A 17,565-nucleotide genomic window follows, 5' to 3' on the forward strand; every position below is an offset into this window, starting at 1 on the left:
TTCCGCCCCCTTTATTTAAGAAATTGTCATGCAAGACCCTGGCCCACCTGCGAAGGATAAACCACAGCTTCCTTGTTCACTATATAAATCAGCAACTTGTTCACGGTGAGTGCCCGGAATGACGAAACGATCTTTATATTTCGCGATAGCAAGAAGACGATACATATCTTCTACATCCTGTTTCGTTAAACCAATTTCTTTTAATACTGCTTCATTTGGTTCTTTATTAATTTGCAATGCTCTCATATGCGTCCGCATGACAGCCATTTTTTTCAACGTAAGTCGAATGTGGGATTCATCTCCTGCAGTGAGTAGATTCGCTAAATATTGAATTGGGATACGCATATTATCGATAGCAGGGAAAATCTCTTCTGCTTGCCAGTTACTTCCTTTCCCTTCCACCATATTCATAATCGGGCTAAGCGGTGGGATATACCAAACCATTGGCATTGTACGGTACTCTGGATGAAGAGGCAGTGCAATTTTCCAATCGATAATCATTTTATAGATCGGTGACTCTTGTGCTGCTTTAATCCATTCTTCAGGAATGCCTTGTTTTTTCGCTTCAGCTGCTACTTCTGGATCATTTGGATCTAGGAAAACAGTAAGCTGAGATTCATATAAATCTTTTTCATCTTCAACAGAAGCTGCTTCTTTCACTTTCTCAGCGTCATATAGCATTACCCCAATATACCTGATACGTCCTACACATGTTTCCGAACAAATCGTTGGCATACCAGCTTCAATACGCGGGAAACACATTGTACATTTTTCTGCTTTATTCGTTTGCCAGTTAAAATACACTTTTTTATATGGACAAGAAGATACGCAGAACCTCCAAGCACGACATGCATTTTGATCCACAAGAACAATCCCATCTTCTTCACGTTTATACATCGCACCAGATGGACAAGAAGATACGCAAGATGGATTCATACAATGTTCGCATATGCGTGGTAAATACATCATAAAGACATTTTCAAAATCTGTTTTAATTTCTTCTTCCATTTTCTTTACGTTCGGATCTTGCAATCCTGTTATATGTCCACCAGCTAAATCATCTTCCCAGTTTGGACCCCATTCAATTTTGTCGATAAATTCGCCTGTAATTGCTGATTTCGGACGAGCAACTGGTTGATGCTTACGCTGCGGGCTATTTGTTAATGTTTCATAATCATAGTTCCAAGGTTCAAAGTAATCGTCGATGGTTGGTTGATCTGGATTGTGGAAAATATTCATAAGGCGTTTCATTTTCGAACCTGATTTCAGCTGAATTTCACCATTTCTCAATTCCCAGCCGCCTTTATATTTCTCTTGATCTTCCCATTGTTTCGGATAACCAATTCCAGGTTTCGTTTCTACGTTATTGAAGTACATATATTCAGCACCTGGACGATTTGTCCAGGTGTTTTTGCATGTTACGCTACAAGTATGGCAGCCGATGCATTTATCTAGGTTCATTACCATTCCGACTTGTGCTTTAATCTTCAAGCCAATCTACCTCCTTCAGTTTACGGATTACAACATTTAAGTCACGCTGATTCCCAGTCGGACCATAGTAGTTAAATCCATAGCTTAATTGGCCATATCCACCAATCATATGTGTTGGTTTAACATGAATACGGGTTGGACTATTATGTGTTCCCCCGCGGGTGCTTGTTAATTTCGTACCAGGCACGTTAATGTGGCGATCTTGTGCATGGTGCATAAATGCCATCCCTCTCGGTATACGGTGCGTTACGACAGCACGTGCTACAACAACACCGTTACGGTTAAAGCACTCGATCCAATCATTATCTGCGACGCCAGCTTCATTCGCATCATCTTTATTCATCCAAACAGTTGGACCACCTCTAAATAGCGTTAACATCGGTAATGAATCGAAGTACATACTATGAATCGACCACTTATTATGCGGTGTTAAATAGTTTAGTGTAATTTCTTTTCCTTCTACTTCAGGACGTGATTTTCGGAACGGTTTATGTTGCAGAATTGGTTTAAATGTTGCCATCGTTTCACCGAATTCTTTCATCATGTCATGATCTAAGTAGAAAGATTGTCGACCCGTTATCGTTCTCCAAGGAATAAGACGTTCCACATTTGTTGTAAATGGTGAATAACGGCGTCCACCTTTTTCAGAACCTGTAAAGGCTGGAGAAGTAATTACTGTTTTCGGCTGTGCTGTAATTTGTTCGAATGTGAAGCATTCTTCTTCACGTTCTTCTGCTAAATCACGCAGTTTTAAATCCGTTTGTTTTTCAAGTGCTTCCCATGCTTTTACAGCCATATGACCGTTTGTTGTCGAGGAAAGCGTTAATACCGCCTCAGCAGCATTGATTGCTTCTTTTATGTCTGGGCAACCTTTCGCAATAGAATCCGTTCGAACAACTCCTAATTTGCTCTTTAATTGCTCATACTCTTTTTCTGCTGACCAAGAAATACCTTTCGTACCAATTGGTTGTTTTCCAGCATTTGGTCCTAGTGCAGTCATCTTGTCATAAATCGTTTTATAATCCCTTTCGACAACATGAATTTGTGGCATCGTTTTACCCGGTATTGGTTCACACTCACCTTTACTCCAGTCTTTAATCTTGCCAAGTGGTTGCGCTAATTCTTGCGGTGTATCGTGAAGAAGTGGTGTTGCAACGACTTCTTTCATTGGTTCAAGATCGATTTTCTTCGCTAAATCTGACACAGCTTTAGAAAGAGCGGTGAAAATATCCCAATCAGAGCGTGCTTCCCACGGTGAACCGATTGCTGGATTAAATGGATGTACAAATGGATGCATATCCGTACTGCTTAAATCATGCTTTTCATACCAAGTTGAAGCTGGTAAGACGATATCAGAATAAAGTGCTGTTCCAGCCATACGGAAATCTAAATTAATAAGTAGATCAAGCTTCCCTTCTGGTGCGTCCTCATGCCACTTAATTTCTTCTGGACGTAACGAATCACTATCGTCATTCATTAATCCATTTGTTGTACCTAATAAATGTTTTAAGAAATATTCGTGGCCTTTACCAGAACTTGAAATTAAGTTGGCACGCCATACGAATAAGTTGCGCGGGAAGTTGTTTTTATTATCTGGATCTTCAATCGCAAATTTTAGTTCTTTTTCTTTTAGTTTTTGTGCAACGTATTTTCCGATTTCTTCTTGCGTTGTTGCACCAGCAGCAACAGCTTCTTTATATAATTCAATTCCATTTTTCTCGAATGTTGGATAAGAAGGTAACCAGCCAAGTCGTGCCGCTAATACGTTGTAATCACCGTGATGTTGATAACGAGAGTTGCCCTCAATTGGTGATGCTAAATGTCCAACCGGTGTATCTTCATAACGCCATTGATCTGTTACGAAATAGAAGAAAGATGTACCATTTTGTAATTTCGGTGGCCCTTGCCAATCTTTTGCCATCGCGATTGTTTGCCATCCTTCTGCTGGTCGTAATTTTTCTTGACCGACATAATGCGCCCAACCGCCACCGTTTACCCCTTGTGCTCCAACGAGAAGAACAAGGTTTAAAACTGCGCGATAAATCGTATCAGAATTAAACCAATGGTTAATACCGGCCCCTACAATAATCATCGAGCGCCCATCCGTATCAACTGCGTTTTGTGCAAACTCACGAGCAATTTGAATAATAAGCTCTCGTTTCACTCCTGTCATTTTCTCTTGCCATGCAGGCGTAAATGGTACATCATCATTGAAGTCTTTCGGCTCTTGTCCGCCGAGCCCTCTGTTCACACCGTAATTTGCCAACGTTAAGTCGTATACAGTTGTAACGAACACTTCGCCTTCTTCTGTCATAATTTTTTTCACTGGAATTGTACGTTCCAATACTTTATTTCCCTCATCTGAGAAGTACGGAATTTGTACCGTTCCCACAGCATCTTCCATTCCAAGTAAAGAAAGACGTGGATCAATCTTTTCACCTGTTTGTTCATCTTCTAAACGCAAGTTCCATTTCTTTTCATTATCCCAACGTGACCCCATTGTGCCGTGAGGTGTTGCAAAATCTTTCGTTTTCTCGTTCCAAAGAACAGGCTTCCATTCTCCTAACTTTGTTTCTCGTCCAATATCAGTAGCATTTAAGAAACGATCAGCGACGAATTGATCTCCTTTTTGTTTCAATGTGACAAAGAAAGGAAAATCAGTATATTGCTTCGCATACTTTGTGAAGTATTCCACTTGATTATCTACGTAAAATTCTTGTAAAATCACATGCCCCATTGCCATCGCAAGTGCACCGTCTGTACCTTGTTTCACACTAATCCAATCATCCGCAAATTTTGTAGACTCAGCGAAGTCAGGACTGACAGAAACAACTTTCGTTCCTTTATATCGAACTTCGGCTAAAAAGTGTGCATCTGGCGTTCTCGTCATCGGTACATTTGAACCCCATGTCATAATGTAACCAGAGTTATACCAATCGCTACTTTCTGGTACATCTGTTTGATCACCCCAAATTTGCGGAGAAGCTGGTGGTAAATCCGCGTACCAATCATAGAAGCTAAGCATCGGCCCGCCCATAAGTTGCATAAAGCGGCTACCCGCTGCATGACTTAACATCGACATAGCTGGAATTGGTGAAAAACCAACATTTCGGTCTGGGCCGTATTTAATGATTGTGTAAAGTAACGAAGCAGAAACGAGTTGTAATACTTCATCCCAATTCGCACGAATAAATCCACCTTTACCACGCGCCTGCTTATACTTACGTGCTTTTTCAGGGTTTTCCACAATACTTTTCCAAGCATCTAGTGGTGAATCATTATTTTGTAATTCTTTTTGCCACATACTCCAAAGAACAGCACGTACATACGGATATTTCACACGAAGTGGACTATAAATGTACCAAGAAAAACTCGCTCCACGCGGACATCCTCGTGGTTCAAAATCCGGCATATCAGGTCCTGTCGTTGGATAGTTAAGCTCTTGCCCTTCCCAAGTTACAATTCCATCTTTCACATAAATGTTCCAACTACATGAACCAGTGCAGTTCACGCCATGTGTAGAACGAATTACTTTATCATGCTGCCAGCGTTTTCTGTACACATTTTCCCATTCACGATCTTCATATGTTTCTTGTGTATGATTATCGTTATAACGATCTATTGGTGAAAAATATTTTAAACGTCTCATTAGTGCTGAAGGTTTCTTCTTCATCATGTTCACTCCTTTAATACGTCTCTCTTACATACCCTTACTATAAAAGAGGTTGTAAAATACAGATGTGACATTTCGCACAGTTCAAGAGATTGTCAAAAATTCCGGAAAAAATATAAAAAAGTGAAAATCTAATCATTGCGGAGGGTTCACATCCTTCACTGACTGTTAAATTACTTCCTTGCTTCTAGCAAAGTTTAAGATGAAGTACAGATATGCAAAATTTTTTCATATGATAGAGGAAGTAATTTAGGAGTTGTTAAATTTGATATGCCTAAATCGTTAGATGAATTAACAAATGAAAATATAATACTTTAAATCCACCATACCAAGGGCAAATATCCTGAAAATAGTTGAACAAAAAACGCCAGGAAATCCATATAAATTACCAGCAACTTGGATGGAATGAAGAGAAGAATACACCAGAATGGCAGGATTTTAAGATAATAATAAAAGGAGGATATTATGATATTAGAACCGCTTTATGCAGAAAACATTATAGTAGCCGTCATATATAAAAATGAGTTTAAATGGTATGTAACAGATAAAGAACTATGGTTTTTAGATTATATTAAATTAGATAATGCATATAAAAATTTAGGTGTAAGTATTGAAGATAATGAGGAACCGGGAGAAAGAAATGGAATACAAGTATTAAATAATGAAAATGTAGAAGTATTTTTACTAAGAATCAATAAATATAACGTAACTAAAGAGGAATTAACTTATTTATTACTTGAAAATATTAAAAGTAAACATGCAGGAGAAGATCTATTAGATTTTAGTCCAGTCTTATTAATTAACTTTGATAATAAAATACTATATTCAATGTTTCCAGAACCGGCATCATACGAAAACTATGTACCAAAAGATTGGATTGGTACATATGAAGATTTCACTAAATTCATTCCTACAGCAGAGAAATATTGGATAGATAAGTTTAATAACAATCTACTTTTACTATAATTTAAGTAGGAAAAGAGTGATGATAGTATAAGAACTTATTACCTTAATAGAGCTTATGAGATTAATGGAGAAGTAAATAGAGTCACTCAAGCCAGAAATAAAGGAGTAAAATAGTCATGAAATATCCATATAGTTTTGAAGTACTTAACAGTAGAGATTTAGTTATGAGACTTCCTCAAAAAATTAAACTTGTTGAAACTTTTTTAGGAATTGAAGTTTCAGCTTTTGGAGATTGGATTTTAGAAGATATACATAGTGTTTTGAACGGAGAAAAAAATTATGTAGTAGTAAATGGCAACATTTGCGGTTTAGAAATTCGGAACGATACAACTACTGTGTTAGACAATTTAGCCGAAGACGGTAAAGGAGAATATTGTGAGATTGAAACAATGGAATTAGTAGAATTAATTCATATTTGGTTAGATAAACGAAAAGAATTATAAAAGAGAAAAATAAAGTATTATAATAATTTAAGTGGCTAGCCTCCACATGAAGTCGACTGTATTTTTTATTCATATACATTTTAATCACAAGGCGTATTAATAGATTTTCAAAACTTTACGCGTAGGGTTTCCTACGCAATTTATTTTTCCCATTGAGGTCACTCTTTCCTTCCCCTCCTCTATGTTTTACCAACAATACTAGTTTATATCAATACATATTTTACATAAAACTACAAATCATTATTTACCATATTGCCCTTAGTTACGGAAACAATTATACTAGATGTAATTGAAATAAATAATCTGAATATTCTTAGAATTAAAGGTAAGAGTTTACTACTCGCAAATAGAGGGACACGTTCTATTTTCCACTAAATAAATTAAAAAACGATAATACAATTAGGAGGATTTCTATGCCACAGCTTGATTCATTACATCCCATTGTAGAAAAAATAATCAACAATATTGAAAAATTAATGGTCGGAAAACGAAAAGAAACGATTTTAACCATGACAGCTCTTTTAGCTGAAGGTCATGTACTATTAGAAGATGTTCCTGGCGTTGGGAAAACAATGCTAGTACGCACTCTTTCTAAATCCATTGACGCCGATTACAAGCGGATTCAATTCACACCTGATTTACTGCCGTCAGATGTAACAGGTGTTTCTATTTATAATCCGAAAGAGCTCCAATTTGAGTTCAAGCCTGGACCAATCATGGGGAATTTTGTACTTGCTGATGAAATTAATCGTACATCCCCAAAGACACAATCTGCCTTACTTGAAAGTATGGAAGAAGGCACTATCACAATAGATGGCATTACAAGATCGTTACCAAAACCTTTCTTTGTCATGGCTACACAAAACCCGGTCGAATATGAAGGAACATATCCTTTACCAGAAGCTCAACTCGATCGTTTCTTGTTGAAGCTAACAATGGGATATCCTACACCAGAAGAAGAATTTGAAATTTTAAACCGGATGGAAAAAACAAACCCACTCTCCCATTTACAAGCTATTACAACAATAAAAGAATTACTTTATTTACAACAAAGCGTAAGGGAAGTAAGTATGGACAAAGCAATTAAGCATTACATTGTAAAGCTTGTTAATCAGACTCGTTCTTATAGTTCTATACAGCTAGGTGCAAGTCCACGTGGCTCAATTGCTTTAATGAAAGCTTCACAAGCTTATGCATTCATCCATGGCAGAAATTATGTTATTCCAGACGATGTTAAATTTTTAGCTCCTTACGTTTTAGCTCACAGACTCATTCTAAAAATGGAAGCAAGATTTGAAGGAATAACAGGAGAACAAGTTATCTCCAAAATCGTTGCACGAACTACCGTGCCGACTCAAAGGACGAAGAACCTTTGATGAAGCGACTACTACGAGCACTATATCACGTTACAAAGTTATCACTAATCCCTTTATGCGTAGTCTTAACATTTGTGTATGCTATGCTTCAAGGAGGATTTGTAAGTTGGTTTTTGTTTTACAGTACGATTCCTATTGGCCTTTATTCACTTCTACTCCCCTTCTACGCTTTACGGGACGCTGAAGTAAAACGAATAACAAACCAAAACAAATATGCAGCAGGAGAACAGTTTGTAAGCACGATTACAATAAAAAGAAAACTTCCTTTTCCCTTACTTTATTTAGTTATAGAAGATGAACTGCCACCACCATTTACAAGTTGTAAACAAGAAAAGATGAATAAGGTCATACTCTTTCCAGGATTGAAACGAAATATTTCGTTTCAATATGTTATTGATACAATCCCTAGAGGAGAGCACACTTTTTCAAGCGTACGTGTCAAAACTGGCGATCTATTCGGTATGATAGAGAAAAAAGTAACTTTTTCAGTTCCAGATACATTTTTAGTCTATCCCCAGTATGTAGATATAGCGTATCGACAATTGGAAAATCATTTCGAACAAGGGGCGCTTTCAGCAAATATAAATTCAGCAAAAGACTCTACAGTATCTGTCGGCGTCAGAGACTATAAACCTGGTGACCGCTTTTCATGGATTGATTGGAAAGCAACTGCACGAACAAACAATATTATGACGAAAGAGTTTGAACAACAGCGTAGCCATAATATCATGATATTCATGGACAGAACTGATTCCCCTCTATTCGAATCAGTCGTAACGTTTACTGCCTCTATTGTAAGGGCTGTCTTGAAGCAAAATTCACCAGCGTCATTCGTGTCTGTCGGAAAAGAACGAACTATTTTCCCTTTAGACAATGGAGATACTCAGTTGCAACAAATCTTTTGTCATTTAGCGAAAGCACATGCAGACAGTGTATCCCCCCTCTCTCAGAGTGTAGAAATGGAATTAAGAAAAATGTATCAGCCCGTAACGATTATACTCGTGACAAGCGATCTTTCTCCCGATATTCAAAAGGCGGCTGACTGTGCTGCTATAAAAAATAGAAAATTAATGGTGTTTGTCGTGAAAGAAAAAGCAAATCAACTCTCACATCGAGAACTAAGTATTCTAGAAACTCTACAAAAACGAAAAATATTTGTAAATGTGGTTTATGGAAACCAGTATACAAACGTGTTTTTTGAGGTGAGCAAATGATAACATTACAGGCAAAAAAACAATTGGATATAACTAAATTTTTCATGCATGCATGCGCATTTCTACTTTTATTAGAATGGCTAAGACCCCTTATAGGTATTACAAACGTAGGTAGATTAGATATTTTTGTAATATTTATAGGGATTTGCTTCACTCTCTCTTTTTTTCAAACAAGGTGGCAAATTCCTATAAAGACCATCACGATTTTATTCATCATTCATTTCCTATATTATAAAAATGCTTTTATAAATCCATCTTGGCTAACGAAATTTTTTACTGATATTTCTCAAAATTCCTCCCTGTTGTTCCAGGGGAATTTACTAGATATCTCTCCAGTTTTTCCAACACTTTTATTTTTTCTATCCTTTTGGTTTTTGAGTTCTTTCATCTCTTTTTGGATGATTCATAAAAAACGTGGATTGTTATTTCTTGTATTGACTATTATTTATATCACAACTTTTCATAACTTACATTTATACAATGCAAACTACGCTATTATTCGTATTGTTGTCATCGGCTTTTTTATGCTTAGTCTTCTTCGAATAGAACGAATAAAAGAGATGGAACACTTACAAAATTATGCTAGAGAAATCTCAAAATTACTTAGACCTCTTACAATATTTATTGTATTGTCAGCAACCATCGCATACTTTGCTCCAAAATTCGGCCCTCAATGGCCAAACCCAATGAATTTTTTAAAATTCAACACATCCGAAGCGAGTAAAAAACAAGAAGTTTCTAAAATTGGGTATGGTTTAGATGACTCGAGATTAGGTGGTCCTTTTCAGGCTGATCCTACAATTGTTTTCACAGCACAAACGCAAAACAAACAATATTGGAGAGTAGAAACGAAAGATTTTTATACAGGAAAAGGCTGGGAAGTTTCTGAAAATCAAAAAAAGATTTCTTTTAAAAGTAAAAACGACGTCGTGAGCTGGTACGAACAAAATACAAAAACGGAGACAACAAAGGCAACAATAAACATGCAAAAAAGTTATCCGCACCTTACCTATCCAGCAGGGTTAATATCAGTTGAGGCTTCCTCAGATGTATCATACAGCGTTGACCCATTTTCCGAAAAAATCTATACGATGCACGGAGACTCCTCTACTACTTTACATTCATATAAAGTAACGTATGAGATCCCGGAATTTCCCATAGAAAACTTGAAAGCTGTAAACACGAATGAAGGTCAAGAAACAAATCCTTATTTCATGACAAAGTACACACAACTTCCCGAATCATTACCACAGCGAGTAAAAGACTTGGCTGTCAATCTTACAAATGATAAAGACAACCGGTATGATAAAGTATTAGCTATTGAAAATTACTTCACAGACAACTCTTTTACATACGAATCAACGAATGTCTTGTACCCTGCCAAAAGTCAAGATTATGTAGATCAATTCCTTTTCGATACAAAAAGCGGCTACTGTAATAATTTTTCGACGTCTATGATCGTGTTACTTCGTTCTGCTGGGATTCCTGCTCGCTGGGTAAAAGGTTATACAGAAGGAACTCTTGACAATACACTTGCCTCTGCAGAAGGTCAGGATATTTATAAAATCACGAACAATAACGCACACTCTTGGGTCGAAGTATATTTCCCAGGATACGGCTGGATTCCATTCGAACCAACAAAAGGATTTACTAATCCCTATACTTTTACAAATAATACTCCTGCTCCTATTTCACAAAATAGCGAAGCAAATAATTCTAATAACCAGCAAATACATCAACGAAATAATGAAGCAAAACTTAAAAGTTTAATAGAAAATACAGAAGAAACTTCTACTAAAAAGGTCACAAATTCTAAAACTAGTTTTTCTTGGTGGTACGTATTCCTCTCTACGATACCAATTAGTATCATCGGATACATTCTCTTCACTACTAGAATGAAATGGATTACATTTTTTATTATTCTTTTCTATAAATACCGAAAAGATGATGTTGTTTATCAAAAAGCTTACGGCGCACTTTTAAAACAATTTGCGAGAATCGGCATACCACGGGGTGAAAGTCAAACATTCCGAGAATACGCTCTTCATATCGATAAACTTTACAACTCGGCTCATATGCAACAACTTACTTTCAGTTATGAAAACGCTATGTATCAAAAAGGACAATCCGCAGCCGAATGGAAAAAATCTGTACACTTATGGGAAGTGCTTATGAAAAAAGCAGCTTCTCTTCCTAAATCAAATGAATTCGATACAATGATTTAATCTTGATCATGTGAGTTTAAAGAAAATACCTCAAAGAGCAACTTTGTTCTTTGAGGTATTTTTTAATAACTATAATAAAAGATAACAAACTCCTAATTATTCCCCAAGTACCTTCTCAATCTCAACCTCTAAATCAACTGGCTTCGTTTGCGGCGCAAAACGCCCTACTACTTTCCCATCTTTTCCAATTAAAAACTTCGTAAAATTCCATTTCACTGCTTTCATACCGAGTAAACCTGGCGCTTGTTCTGTCATGTATGTATACAGAGGATGAGCCTTATCACCTTTCACATCAACCTTTGCAAACATCGGGAAGTTTACACCGTAGTTTAATTCACAAAAACTAGTAATGTCCGCTTCTGTACCTGGTTCTTGTCCTCCAAATTGGTTACAAGGGAAACCGAGTATTTCTAGTCCTTGGTCTTTATATTTATCATATACTTCTTGTAATCCTTTATACTGTGGTGTAAATCCACATTTACTAGCTACATTTACAATAAGAAGTGCTTTTCCTTCGTAATCTTTTAACGATTTATCTTCACCTGTTATTGTTTTAGCTGAAAAATCATAAACTGTCATTGTTCCTACCCCTCTCTATACTATTATTCTATGTTTATACTATACTACATTCGTGAATATACAGCTTCTATTACATACTTACACACCGAAATGATAGCGCTTTATTTATGTTCGAAAATTCGACACAAACTACTAGACTTTTAGAATGGAAAGTTTTACAATTGAATTGTGAACAAAATGTGACAGTTTATATTCTATTATAATAGAAAAGGATGGTGTTCATTATGAAAACTGCACAACCTGAAACGATTTCAAATCGCGAGTTTTATTTCGTACTATATATGATGTTATTGTATGTTACTGGTTGGGTAATCGATGTAAATGGTTTATTCTTAAGCTCCTACTTTAATTTAGCAGGAGAGATTACGCTTCCGATCGTTGGTGGCATTGTTGGACTGTTCGTTATGTCTATCAATAAAGAACAAACGAAATAAAAACACTTTAAAAAGGCAGAAGACGAGCTTTCGTTTTCTGTCATTTTTCTTTTTAGCGTATAATAGATACATACCGTATATAAGGAGTGATAAGTATGAAAAAAGTAGAACAATTATCTTCTCACCTATATCTTATTGATGATTACGACTTACAACATAATGAACGAACAGGTACGTATGTTTTATTAGGTGACGATATTACTTTAATTGAAACTTGCGCGGCCCCTTCTCTTCCCTATATTTTAGATGGCTTACAACAATTACATATTGATTTAAACGATGTAAAAAACATTATCGTTACACATGTCCATTTAGATCACGCTGGGGCAGCTGGTTTAATGATGGAAAAGTGCCCAAATGCTACTTTATATGTGCATTCTCGCGGTGCTCGTCATATGATTGATCCAACAAAACTAATTTTAAGCGCAAAAGCTGTATACAAGAATGATTTCGATAAACTTTTCGATCCAATTCTTCCTATAGAAGAAGAACGCGTTCATATTGTACAACATGATGATACGTTAAAAATTGCAAAAGACCGCATCCTTACATTTTATGATACACCTGGACATGCAAAGCACCATATTAGCATTCATGATTCATTAACAAACGGCATTTTTACTGGTGATACAATTGGAATTTATTATAGAGAGCTTGCAGACCTTGATGTAGAGTTATATTTACCATCAACGTCCCCTTCGCAATTTCAGCCCGATGCGATGATTGCTTCTAAAAATCATATTCAAAGTATGAATGTAGATACTATTTATTTCGGTCATTACGGCGCTTCATCCAATGTTACAGAAGTATATAACCAACTAGAACATTGGTTACCTATTTTCGTTCATACTGGTAAAGAGGTCTTTGAAAAGTATAATGATTTCGATGAGGCTACTAAAGCATTACAAACTTTATTAATGGATAAAATCTCTTCTCACCTTACAAAATTAAACGTCCCATCCGATCATTCCGTTTATAACATTTTACATCTAGATATAGAAATTAGTGCGATGGGTATTATTGATTATTTCACGAAGCAAGAAAAAACAAATTCCACTATTTAATAACAGTAAAAGAAGAGATATACAACAGTAGTTATTGTATATCTCTTCTTTGAATATATTTTTAGTAAAGGATGGTGGAATGGAATGCAAAAAGTAATGCTATACCTCTGCTTTACATTATTTATCGTCTTATTATTATTTGTTGGAGTAAAAATTCAATTTTATTTAGACACAGACGCGCAGGTGAACTTTAACGTTTATCCAAGATTATTCTACTTTACACTCTTCCCTCTTATAGTTGGTATTTTATTACGGTTCCTTCAATCTATTAATTACGCAACGAGTAAACAAAACTGGAGCTTTCAGCCGGATAAATTTATTGCTATTACAGTGCCTACACTATTCATTTCCTTTTCCCCTGCATTACTCTTTTCACCACTTGGCGAATACTTACCTTATTTAGCTAATATAATTCTTATAAATACAACTTTTGTTACGATTATTAGTTTAATAGCTGGTTATTCACTATTAGATTGTTTTATACAAAAAGATACTGCAAATATGAAAAAATATAATTGATGACCAATTTTTAAGTGTTGCTGATTAGGACATTTTGTTTATAAGTGCGCTATTATTTGTAAAAATCGCCATAAATGAAAAGGGGAATTCTGTTAAAATAAAGTTGGTCGTATATTATGTCAAAATGCATTTTAACCAAGGAGATTTATTATGTATAAATTAGGGGCTTTCTCTTTTCTAACGGTTATCGCAAGTATATTTTCTTTCTTTATCCTTAGAGGACCTAATGCGAATTTAACGTTAATTATTGTGACTCTAAGTATACTTTCATTACTCGGTATTATTTTTGCAATCGCATCAAAAAATTGGTTATTCGTAATAGTTGGTACTGCATTAAATGGCGTAATATTATTAGTTGTATACTTCCTATTGCTAGCAAAAGGCATAGGTGGTTAATATATTTACGTTTCAATAAGAAAAGCTCAGAGCTCAGAGCTTTTTTACTTATCTCACCTTTTCGTCTACATACTCCATAAACTGCTCGGCTTTAATAAATCTTTCTTTGTACGCCTCAGGAACTTCTTCTACTGTTATCCCGCCACTCGATTTCGTTTTTACTAACACAGTTTGATGTGACATTAATGCCTCCATATATTGTTCATATTCTTCAGGAGTTAGTACTTCTTTACTAGATTTATGGCCATTTAATTTATCAAAATACGGATGAAGCTCCATTACTACCTTTTTCAATTCCTCTTTTTTAGCTGGTGATAATTGATCATAATCAATATTACCGTTCGAATCTCCGTACGCAAGCTTTGCATTTGTTAATTTCTTTAGTTCTTTTGTAAACTCTTCATATTCTTTCGCACCCATTTCATCTTTCGCTTCTGATAATTTTGCATTAAAACGTATATACGCTTCTAACGTCATTGCTCCGGCATGTTTTTTTAAATTCTCAAAAGATCCGTATATACCATCCGCCATAATAGATTGATACGCAAAACCAGTCGTCGGGATTAAAAGAGCTGCTGCAAGCACTCCTGCAATAAGGTGCTTCTTCCTTTTACTCCCCCCGCGATTCATTGTTATTTGCACGATTACTTTTTCTTTTAACTCCGGCGGGGCAACAATACCCTTTGCTTCTTCTTGTATAGTTTCCCTAACTCTACAGTCTAAACTCATTTCACATTCCCTACCTCTCCTAAAAATATTTCTTCTACTTGCTCTTTTTGACGTAGTTTTTTTAATGCCGCGTGAATTCTAGATTTCACAGTACCAATTGGAATATGTAATATTTGTGCTACTTCTTCTTGTGAATAATCGTGTAAATATCTTAAGATAATAACTTGTTTCAATTTATACGGTAATTTATGAATGAGTTCGATTAGTTTTTGGTTTGATATTTTACTTACAACATCGTTAGAAAAATTAATTTGTACTGGTTTTCTTTGCTCTTCTGCTTTTTTTACAATTCGTAGTCGCATCCACCTCTTTCTTCTATAAGAGTGAATTTGTTTAATCGCGAGTCCAATTAGCCAAGGACGAAATGGCTTCTCGCTATCATACTTACGAAGCGATTCATATAGTTGTATGTATATTTCTTGAACGACATCATCTACATCTGTTTTATCGTCTAGTAAAAAATGTGCTGTCTTATATACTTCTTGAATCGTTACATCATGCAACTCGCTATACGCTTCTTTATTTCCTGATAAAGTTAATTGAATTAAATCTGTACACACTGTTTCACCTTTCATATACCATCCCCCCTTTGTCTTACACTTTATATTGGCAAGTAATCCATATTTCGTTCGATTTTTTAAAATTTTTTATATAAATTAATATAATGATTCACTGAGTTCATAAGCTTCACTTATAACCTTGCATAACTATTATATAATTTTCCAATTTCTAATGACGCTTTAAAATGATTTATATAATCAAATTTAGGAGGATATATGATGAAAGCTATCGTTGTAACGTCTTTCGGTGGTCCGGAAGTGATGAAATATACTGATGTGGATATGCCGACTATTTCAGACAATCAGGTGTTAATTCGTGTTGTTGCTACTAGTGTTAATTTTGCCGATATTAAATCACGTTATGGCAAAAAAGGAAATAAAACATTTCCTTTTATTCCAGGGATAGATGCCACTGGTATTGTAGAACGAGTCGGTTCTCAAGTTAAAAATATTCATCCTGGACAGCGTGTCATTGCTTTTCCTCAAAATGGATCTTACGCAGAATATATTGTTGCAAATGAAAATCTTACTTTCGTTTTACCTGATGAAGTTAATTTCCAAACTGCAGCCGCTTGCCCTATCATATCTTTTACAAGCTATAATTTACTCGCAAATGTTGCAAGGCTTCAACAAGGTGAATCTGTACTCATTCATGCAGCTGCTGGCGGAATTGGCACTACTGCTATTCAACTTGCAAAACTATTAGGGGCTGAAAAAGTTATCGGTACTGTCGGAAGTGAAGCAAAAAAAGAAATTGCTTTAGACGCTGGAGCTGATTATGTTATATGTCATCAAGATGAAGATTTTGTAGAGAAGGTCAATGAGCTGACAAATGGCGAAGGGGTTGATGTAATTTTAGATTCTATTTCTGGAACGGTTTCGGAAAGAAGTTTAAAATGTCTTGCTTATTACGGACGCCTCGTTCATTTCGGCAATGCGAGCGGTGAAATTGGCAATTTCAAAACGAAAGACTTACACGCAAGTTGCCGTTCTATACTCGGATTCAGCTTCGGCACTACCCGGAAAAAACGTCCTGAATTACTCCAAGAAACTGCAAATGAAGTTTTCCTTTATTTGCGTGATGGAAGTTTGCAAATTAAGGCTACAAAATCTTTTCCCTTTATAGATGCAGGGAAAGCACATGAATGGGTCGAAAGTAGAAAAAGTACAGGGAAAGTAATACTAAACGTTCAGTCCCCTTCCTGAAATGAATACTTGAAACAGAGGTGACATTCATGGGATCAAGAATTATGCATGTGATTATCGCTAACGGTATTGCTGAGAAACTATGTATTCAAGATAAAACTTCTTTCTTACTTGGAGCTGTAGCCCCTGATGCTGTTCATTCAAAAAAAGAAAAAGGCACCTCACATTTTTATGCCGGTACAACGAAGAACTATACGAGAAGAATAGATTATGATTCATTTATTCATAAATATGAAGAACATATAGATTCCCCATTTATTTTAGGCTATTACACCCACCTCATTGCCGACGATAATTGGCTACAAGGCTTTTTTCTACCTTGGCTAAAAAATCGAATAGAAAATGACGAAACTATCGCACCTATGTACTATAACGATTTTAAATTGTTAAATGCAAAGTTGCTTCATCATTACGACAAAGAACAACAGCTATTCTCTCTTCTTAATCAAGAGGCTCACATTGTGGATATCACAGAAGTTTCTAAAGAAAATGTTTTAGCTTTTCGAACATACCTTTTTGAAGATATGTTGTATCCAGAGCAACATTTGCATGAAGAATTACAGGTGTTCACGTTTAATCAAATTGTCGGTTATATTGAAACCGCTATTGAGAAATGCGCTTTTTATATCGAACAACTGTCGAATAAAAAGTCCACTTCAAATATTTAATCCCCCTCATTTTATACGAGGG

16 protein-coding genes are annotated in these 17,565 nt (G+C 35.7%); 11 read left to right on the forward strand and 5 right to left on the reverse strand.

From position 1 onward, the window contains the following. Nucleotides 1–15: 15 nt before the first annotated feature. Both narH and JDS81_RS18255 read right to left on the reverse strand, forming a co-directional pair. Nucleotides 16–1,491 (reverse strand): nitrate reductase subunit beta, encoded by a 1,476-nt coding sequence (narH, locus tag JDS81_RS18250; RefSeq protein ID WP_097954737.1) that lies wholly within the window; start codon nucleotides 1,489–1,491, stop codon nucleotides 16–18. Further along, nucleotides 1,481–5,167, reverse strand: a complete 3,687-nt coding sequence (locus JDS81_RS18255) for a nitrate reductase subunit alpha (RefSeq protein ID WP_176521138.1) — start codon at nucleotides 5,165–5,167, stop codon at nucleotides 1,481–1,483. Before JDS81_RS18255 ends, narH begins: the two co-directional genes overlap by 11 nt. Before the next feature lie 462 nt (nucleotides 5,168–5,629). On the opposite strand from JDS81_RS18255, the gene JDS81_RS18260 reads away from it, so the two are divergent. The 5 genes from JDS81_RS18260 (at nucleotide 5,630) to JDS81_RS18280 (ending at nucleotide 11,388) form a co-directional block, all read left to right on the forward strand. After that, nucleotides 5,630–6,130, forward strand: a complete 501-nt coding sequence (locus tag JDS81_RS18260) for a hypothetical protein (protein ID WP_097954739.1) — start codon at nucleotides 5,630–5,632, stop codon at nucleotides 6,128–6,130. 116 nt (nucleotides 6,131–6,246) lie between these two features. Then, nucleotides 6,247–6,573, forward strand: coding sequence for a hypothetical protein (locus JDS81_RS18265; protein ID WP_000877036.1), 327 nt, complete (start codon nucleotides 6,247–6,249; stop codon nucleotides 6,571–6,573). A 413-nt stretch (nucleotides 6,574–6,986) separates the two neighbouring features. Further along, nucleotides 6,987–7,949, forward strand: a complete 963-nt coding sequence (locus JDS81_RS18270; protein ID WP_097954740.1) for an AAA family ATPase — start codon at nucleotides 6,987–6,989, stop codon at nucleotides 7,947–7,949. Continuing rightward, nucleotides 7,949–9,163 (forward strand): DUF58 domain-containing protein, encoded by a 1,215-nt coding sequence (locus JDS81_RS18275; protein ID WP_097954741.1) that lies wholly within the window; start codon nucleotides 7,949–7,951, stop codon nucleotides 9,161–9,163. The genes JDS81_RS18270 and JDS81_RS18275 overlap by 1 nt, the downstream gene beginning before the upstream one ends. After that, entirely contained in the window at nucleotides 9,160–11,388 is a 2,229-nt protein-coding gene (locus JDS81_RS18280) for a transglutaminase TgpA family protein (RefSeq protein WP_097954742.1), read from the forward strand. The genes JDS81_RS18275 and JDS81_RS18280 overlap by 4 nt, the downstream gene beginning before the upstream one ends. 96 nt (nucleotides 11,389–11,484) lie before the next feature. On the opposite strand, the gene bsaA is transcribed toward JDS81_RS18280, so the two are convergent. Further along, nucleotides 11,485–11,967 carry a glutathione peroxidase gene (gene bsaA / locus JDS81_RS18285; protein ID WP_000219426.1) on the reverse strand — a complete coding sequence of 161 codons (483 nt, stop codon included), beginning with the start codon at nucleotides 11,965–11,967 and terminating at the stop codon, nucleotides 11,485–11,487. A gap of 224 nt (nucleotides 11,968–12,191) precedes the next feature. Here bsaA and JDS81_RS18290 point away from each other — a divergent pair, with 224 nt between their 5' ends. The 4 genes from JDS81_RS18290 to JDS81_RS18305 all read left to right on the forward strand — a co-directional run bounded on the left by JDS81_RS18290 (nucleotide 12,192) and on the right by JDS81_RS18305 (nucleotide 14,380). Then, on the forward strand, nucleotides 12,192–12,401 hold the full coding sequence (locus JDS81_RS18290; RefSeq protein WP_000844989.1) for a DUF3925 family protein: 210 nt from the start codon (nucleotides 12,192–12,194) through the stop codon (nucleotides 12,399–12,401). A 95-nt stretch (nucleotides 12,402–12,496) separates the two neighbouring features. Continuing rightward, nucleotides 12,497–13,465 (forward strand): MBL fold metallo-hydrolase, encoded by a 969-nt coding sequence (locus JDS81_RS18295; RefSeq protein WP_097954743.1) that lies wholly within the window; start codon nucleotides 12,497–12,499, stop codon nucleotides 13,463–13,465. A gap of 84 nt (nucleotides 13,466–13,549) precedes the next feature. Continuing rightward, nucleotides 13,550–13,984, forward strand: a complete 435-nt coding sequence (locus tag JDS81_RS18300; RefSeq protein WP_001174537.1) for a hypothetical protein — start codon at nucleotides 13,550–13,552, stop codon at nucleotides 13,982–13,984. A 150-nt stretch (nucleotides 13,985–14,134) separates the two neighbouring features. Beyond that, on the forward strand, nucleotides 14,135–14,380 hold the full coding sequence (locus JDS81_RS18305; protein WP_097954744.1) for a hypothetical protein: 246 nt from the start codon (nucleotides 14,135–14,137) through the stop codon (nucleotides 14,378–14,380). A 48-nt stretch (nucleotides 14,381–14,428) separates the two neighbouring features. On the opposite strand, the gene JDS81_RS18310 is transcribed toward JDS81_RS18305, so the two are convergent. Beyond that, nucleotides 14,429–15,109 carry a DUF3600 domain-containing protein gene (locus tag JDS81_RS18310; protein ID WP_000050708.1) on the reverse strand — a complete coding sequence of 227 codons (681 nt, stop codon included), beginning with the start codon at nucleotides 15,107–15,109 and terminating at the stop codon, nucleotides 14,429–14,431. Continuing rightward, nucleotides 15,106–15,684, reverse strand: coding sequence for a sigma-70 family RNA polymerase sigma factor (locus tag JDS81_RS18315; RefSeq protein WP_097954745.1), 579 nt, complete (start codon nucleotides 15,682–15,684; stop codon nucleotides 15,106–15,108). Before JDS81_RS18315 ends, JDS81_RS18310 begins: the two co-directional genes overlap by 4 nt. Nucleotides 15,685–15,888: 204 nt before the next feature. On the opposite strand from JDS81_RS18315, the gene JDS81_RS18320 reads away from it, so the two are divergent. Both JDS81_RS18320 and JDS81_RS18325 read left to right on the forward strand, forming a co-directional pair. Further along, nucleotides 15,889–16,875, forward strand: a complete 987-nt coding sequence (locus JDS81_RS18320) for a quinone oxidoreductase family protein (RefSeq protein ID WP_097954746.1) — start codon at nucleotides 15,889–15,891, stop codon at nucleotides 16,873–16,875. 29 nt (nucleotides 16,876–16,904) lie between these two features. Then, nucleotides 16,905–17,543, forward strand: a complete 639-nt coding sequence (locus tag JDS81_RS18325) for a zinc dependent phospholipase C family protein (RefSeq protein ID WP_097954747.1) — start codon at nucleotides 16,905–16,907, stop codon at nucleotides 17,541–17,543. The last annotated feature ends 22 nt before the right edge of the window (nucleotides 17,544–17,565 follow it).

It is taken from the genome of Bacillus cereus group sp. N31 (assembly GCF_016483245.1).
GTDB classification, from domain to species: domain Bacteria; phylum Bacillota; class Bacilli; order Bacillales; family Bacillaceae_G; genus Bacillus_A; species Bacillus_A toyonensis.

What these genes read in the sequence shown, in the direction of transcription:
- JDS81_RS18265 (WP_000877036.1), top strand. Translation starts at nt 6,247, where the DNA reads ATGAAATATCCATATAGTTTTGAAGTACTTAACAGTAGAGATTTAGTT.
- JDS81_RS18280 (WP_097954742.1), top strand. Translation starts at nt 9,160, where the DNA reads ATGATAACATTACAGGCAAAAAAACAATTGGATATAACTAAATTTTTC.
- JDS81_RS18310 (WP_000050708.1), bottom strand. Translation starts at nt 15,109, where the DNA reads ATGAGTTTAGACTGTAGAGTTAGGGAAACTATACAAGAAGAAGCAAAG.
- JDS81_RS18260 (WP_097954739.1), top strand. Translation starts at nt 5,630, where the DNA reads ATGATATTAGAACCGCTTTATGCAGAAAACATTATAGTAGCCGTCATA.
- JDS81_RS18295 (WP_097954743.1), top strand. Translation starts at nt 12,497, where the DNA reads ATGAAAAAAGTAGAACAATTATCTTCTCACCTATATCTTATTGATGAT.
- JDS81_RS18305 (WP_097954744.1), top strand. Translation starts at nt 14,135, where the DNA reads ATGTATAAATTAGGGGCTTTCTCTTTTCTAACGGTTATCGCAAGTATA.
- JDS81_RS18275 (WP_097954741.1), top strand. Translation starts at nt 7,949, where the DNA reads ATGAAGCGACTACTACGAGCACTATATCACGTTACAAAGTTATCACTA.
- bsaA (WP_000219426.1), bottom strand. Translation starts at nt 11,967, where the DNA reads ATGACAGTTTATGATTTTTCAGCTAAAACAATAACAGGTGAAGATAAA.
- JDS81_RS18300 (WP_001174537.1), top strand. Translation starts at nt 13,550, where the DNA reads ATGCAAAAAGTAATGCTATACCTCTGCTTTACATTATTTATCGTCTTA.
- JDS81_RS18255 (WP_176521138.1), bottom strand. Translation starts at nt 5,167, where the DNA reads ATGATGAAGAAGAAACCTTCAGCACTAATGAGACGTTTAAAATATTTT.
- JDS81_RS18290 (WP_000844989.1), top strand. Translation starts at nt 12,192, where the DNA reads ATGAAAACTGCACAACCTGAAACGATTTCAAATCGCGAGTTTTATTTC.
- JDS81_RS18315 (WP_097954745.1), bottom strand. Translation starts at nt 15,684, where the DNA reads ATGAAAGGTGAAACAGTGTGTACAGATTTAATTCAATTAACTTTATCA.
- JDS81_RS18325 (WP_097954747.1), top strand. Translation starts at nt 16,905, where the DNA reads ATGGGATCAAGAATTATGCATGTGATTATCGCTAACGGTATTGCTGAG.
- JDS81_RS18320 (WP_097954746.1), top strand. Translation starts at nt 15,889, where the DNA reads ATGAAAGCTATCGTTGTAACGTCTTTCGGTGGTCCGGAAGTGATGAAA.
- JDS81_RS18270 (WP_097954740.1), top strand. Translation starts at nt 6,987, where the DNA reads ATGCCACAGCTTGATTCATTACATCCCATTGTAGAAAAAATAATCAAC.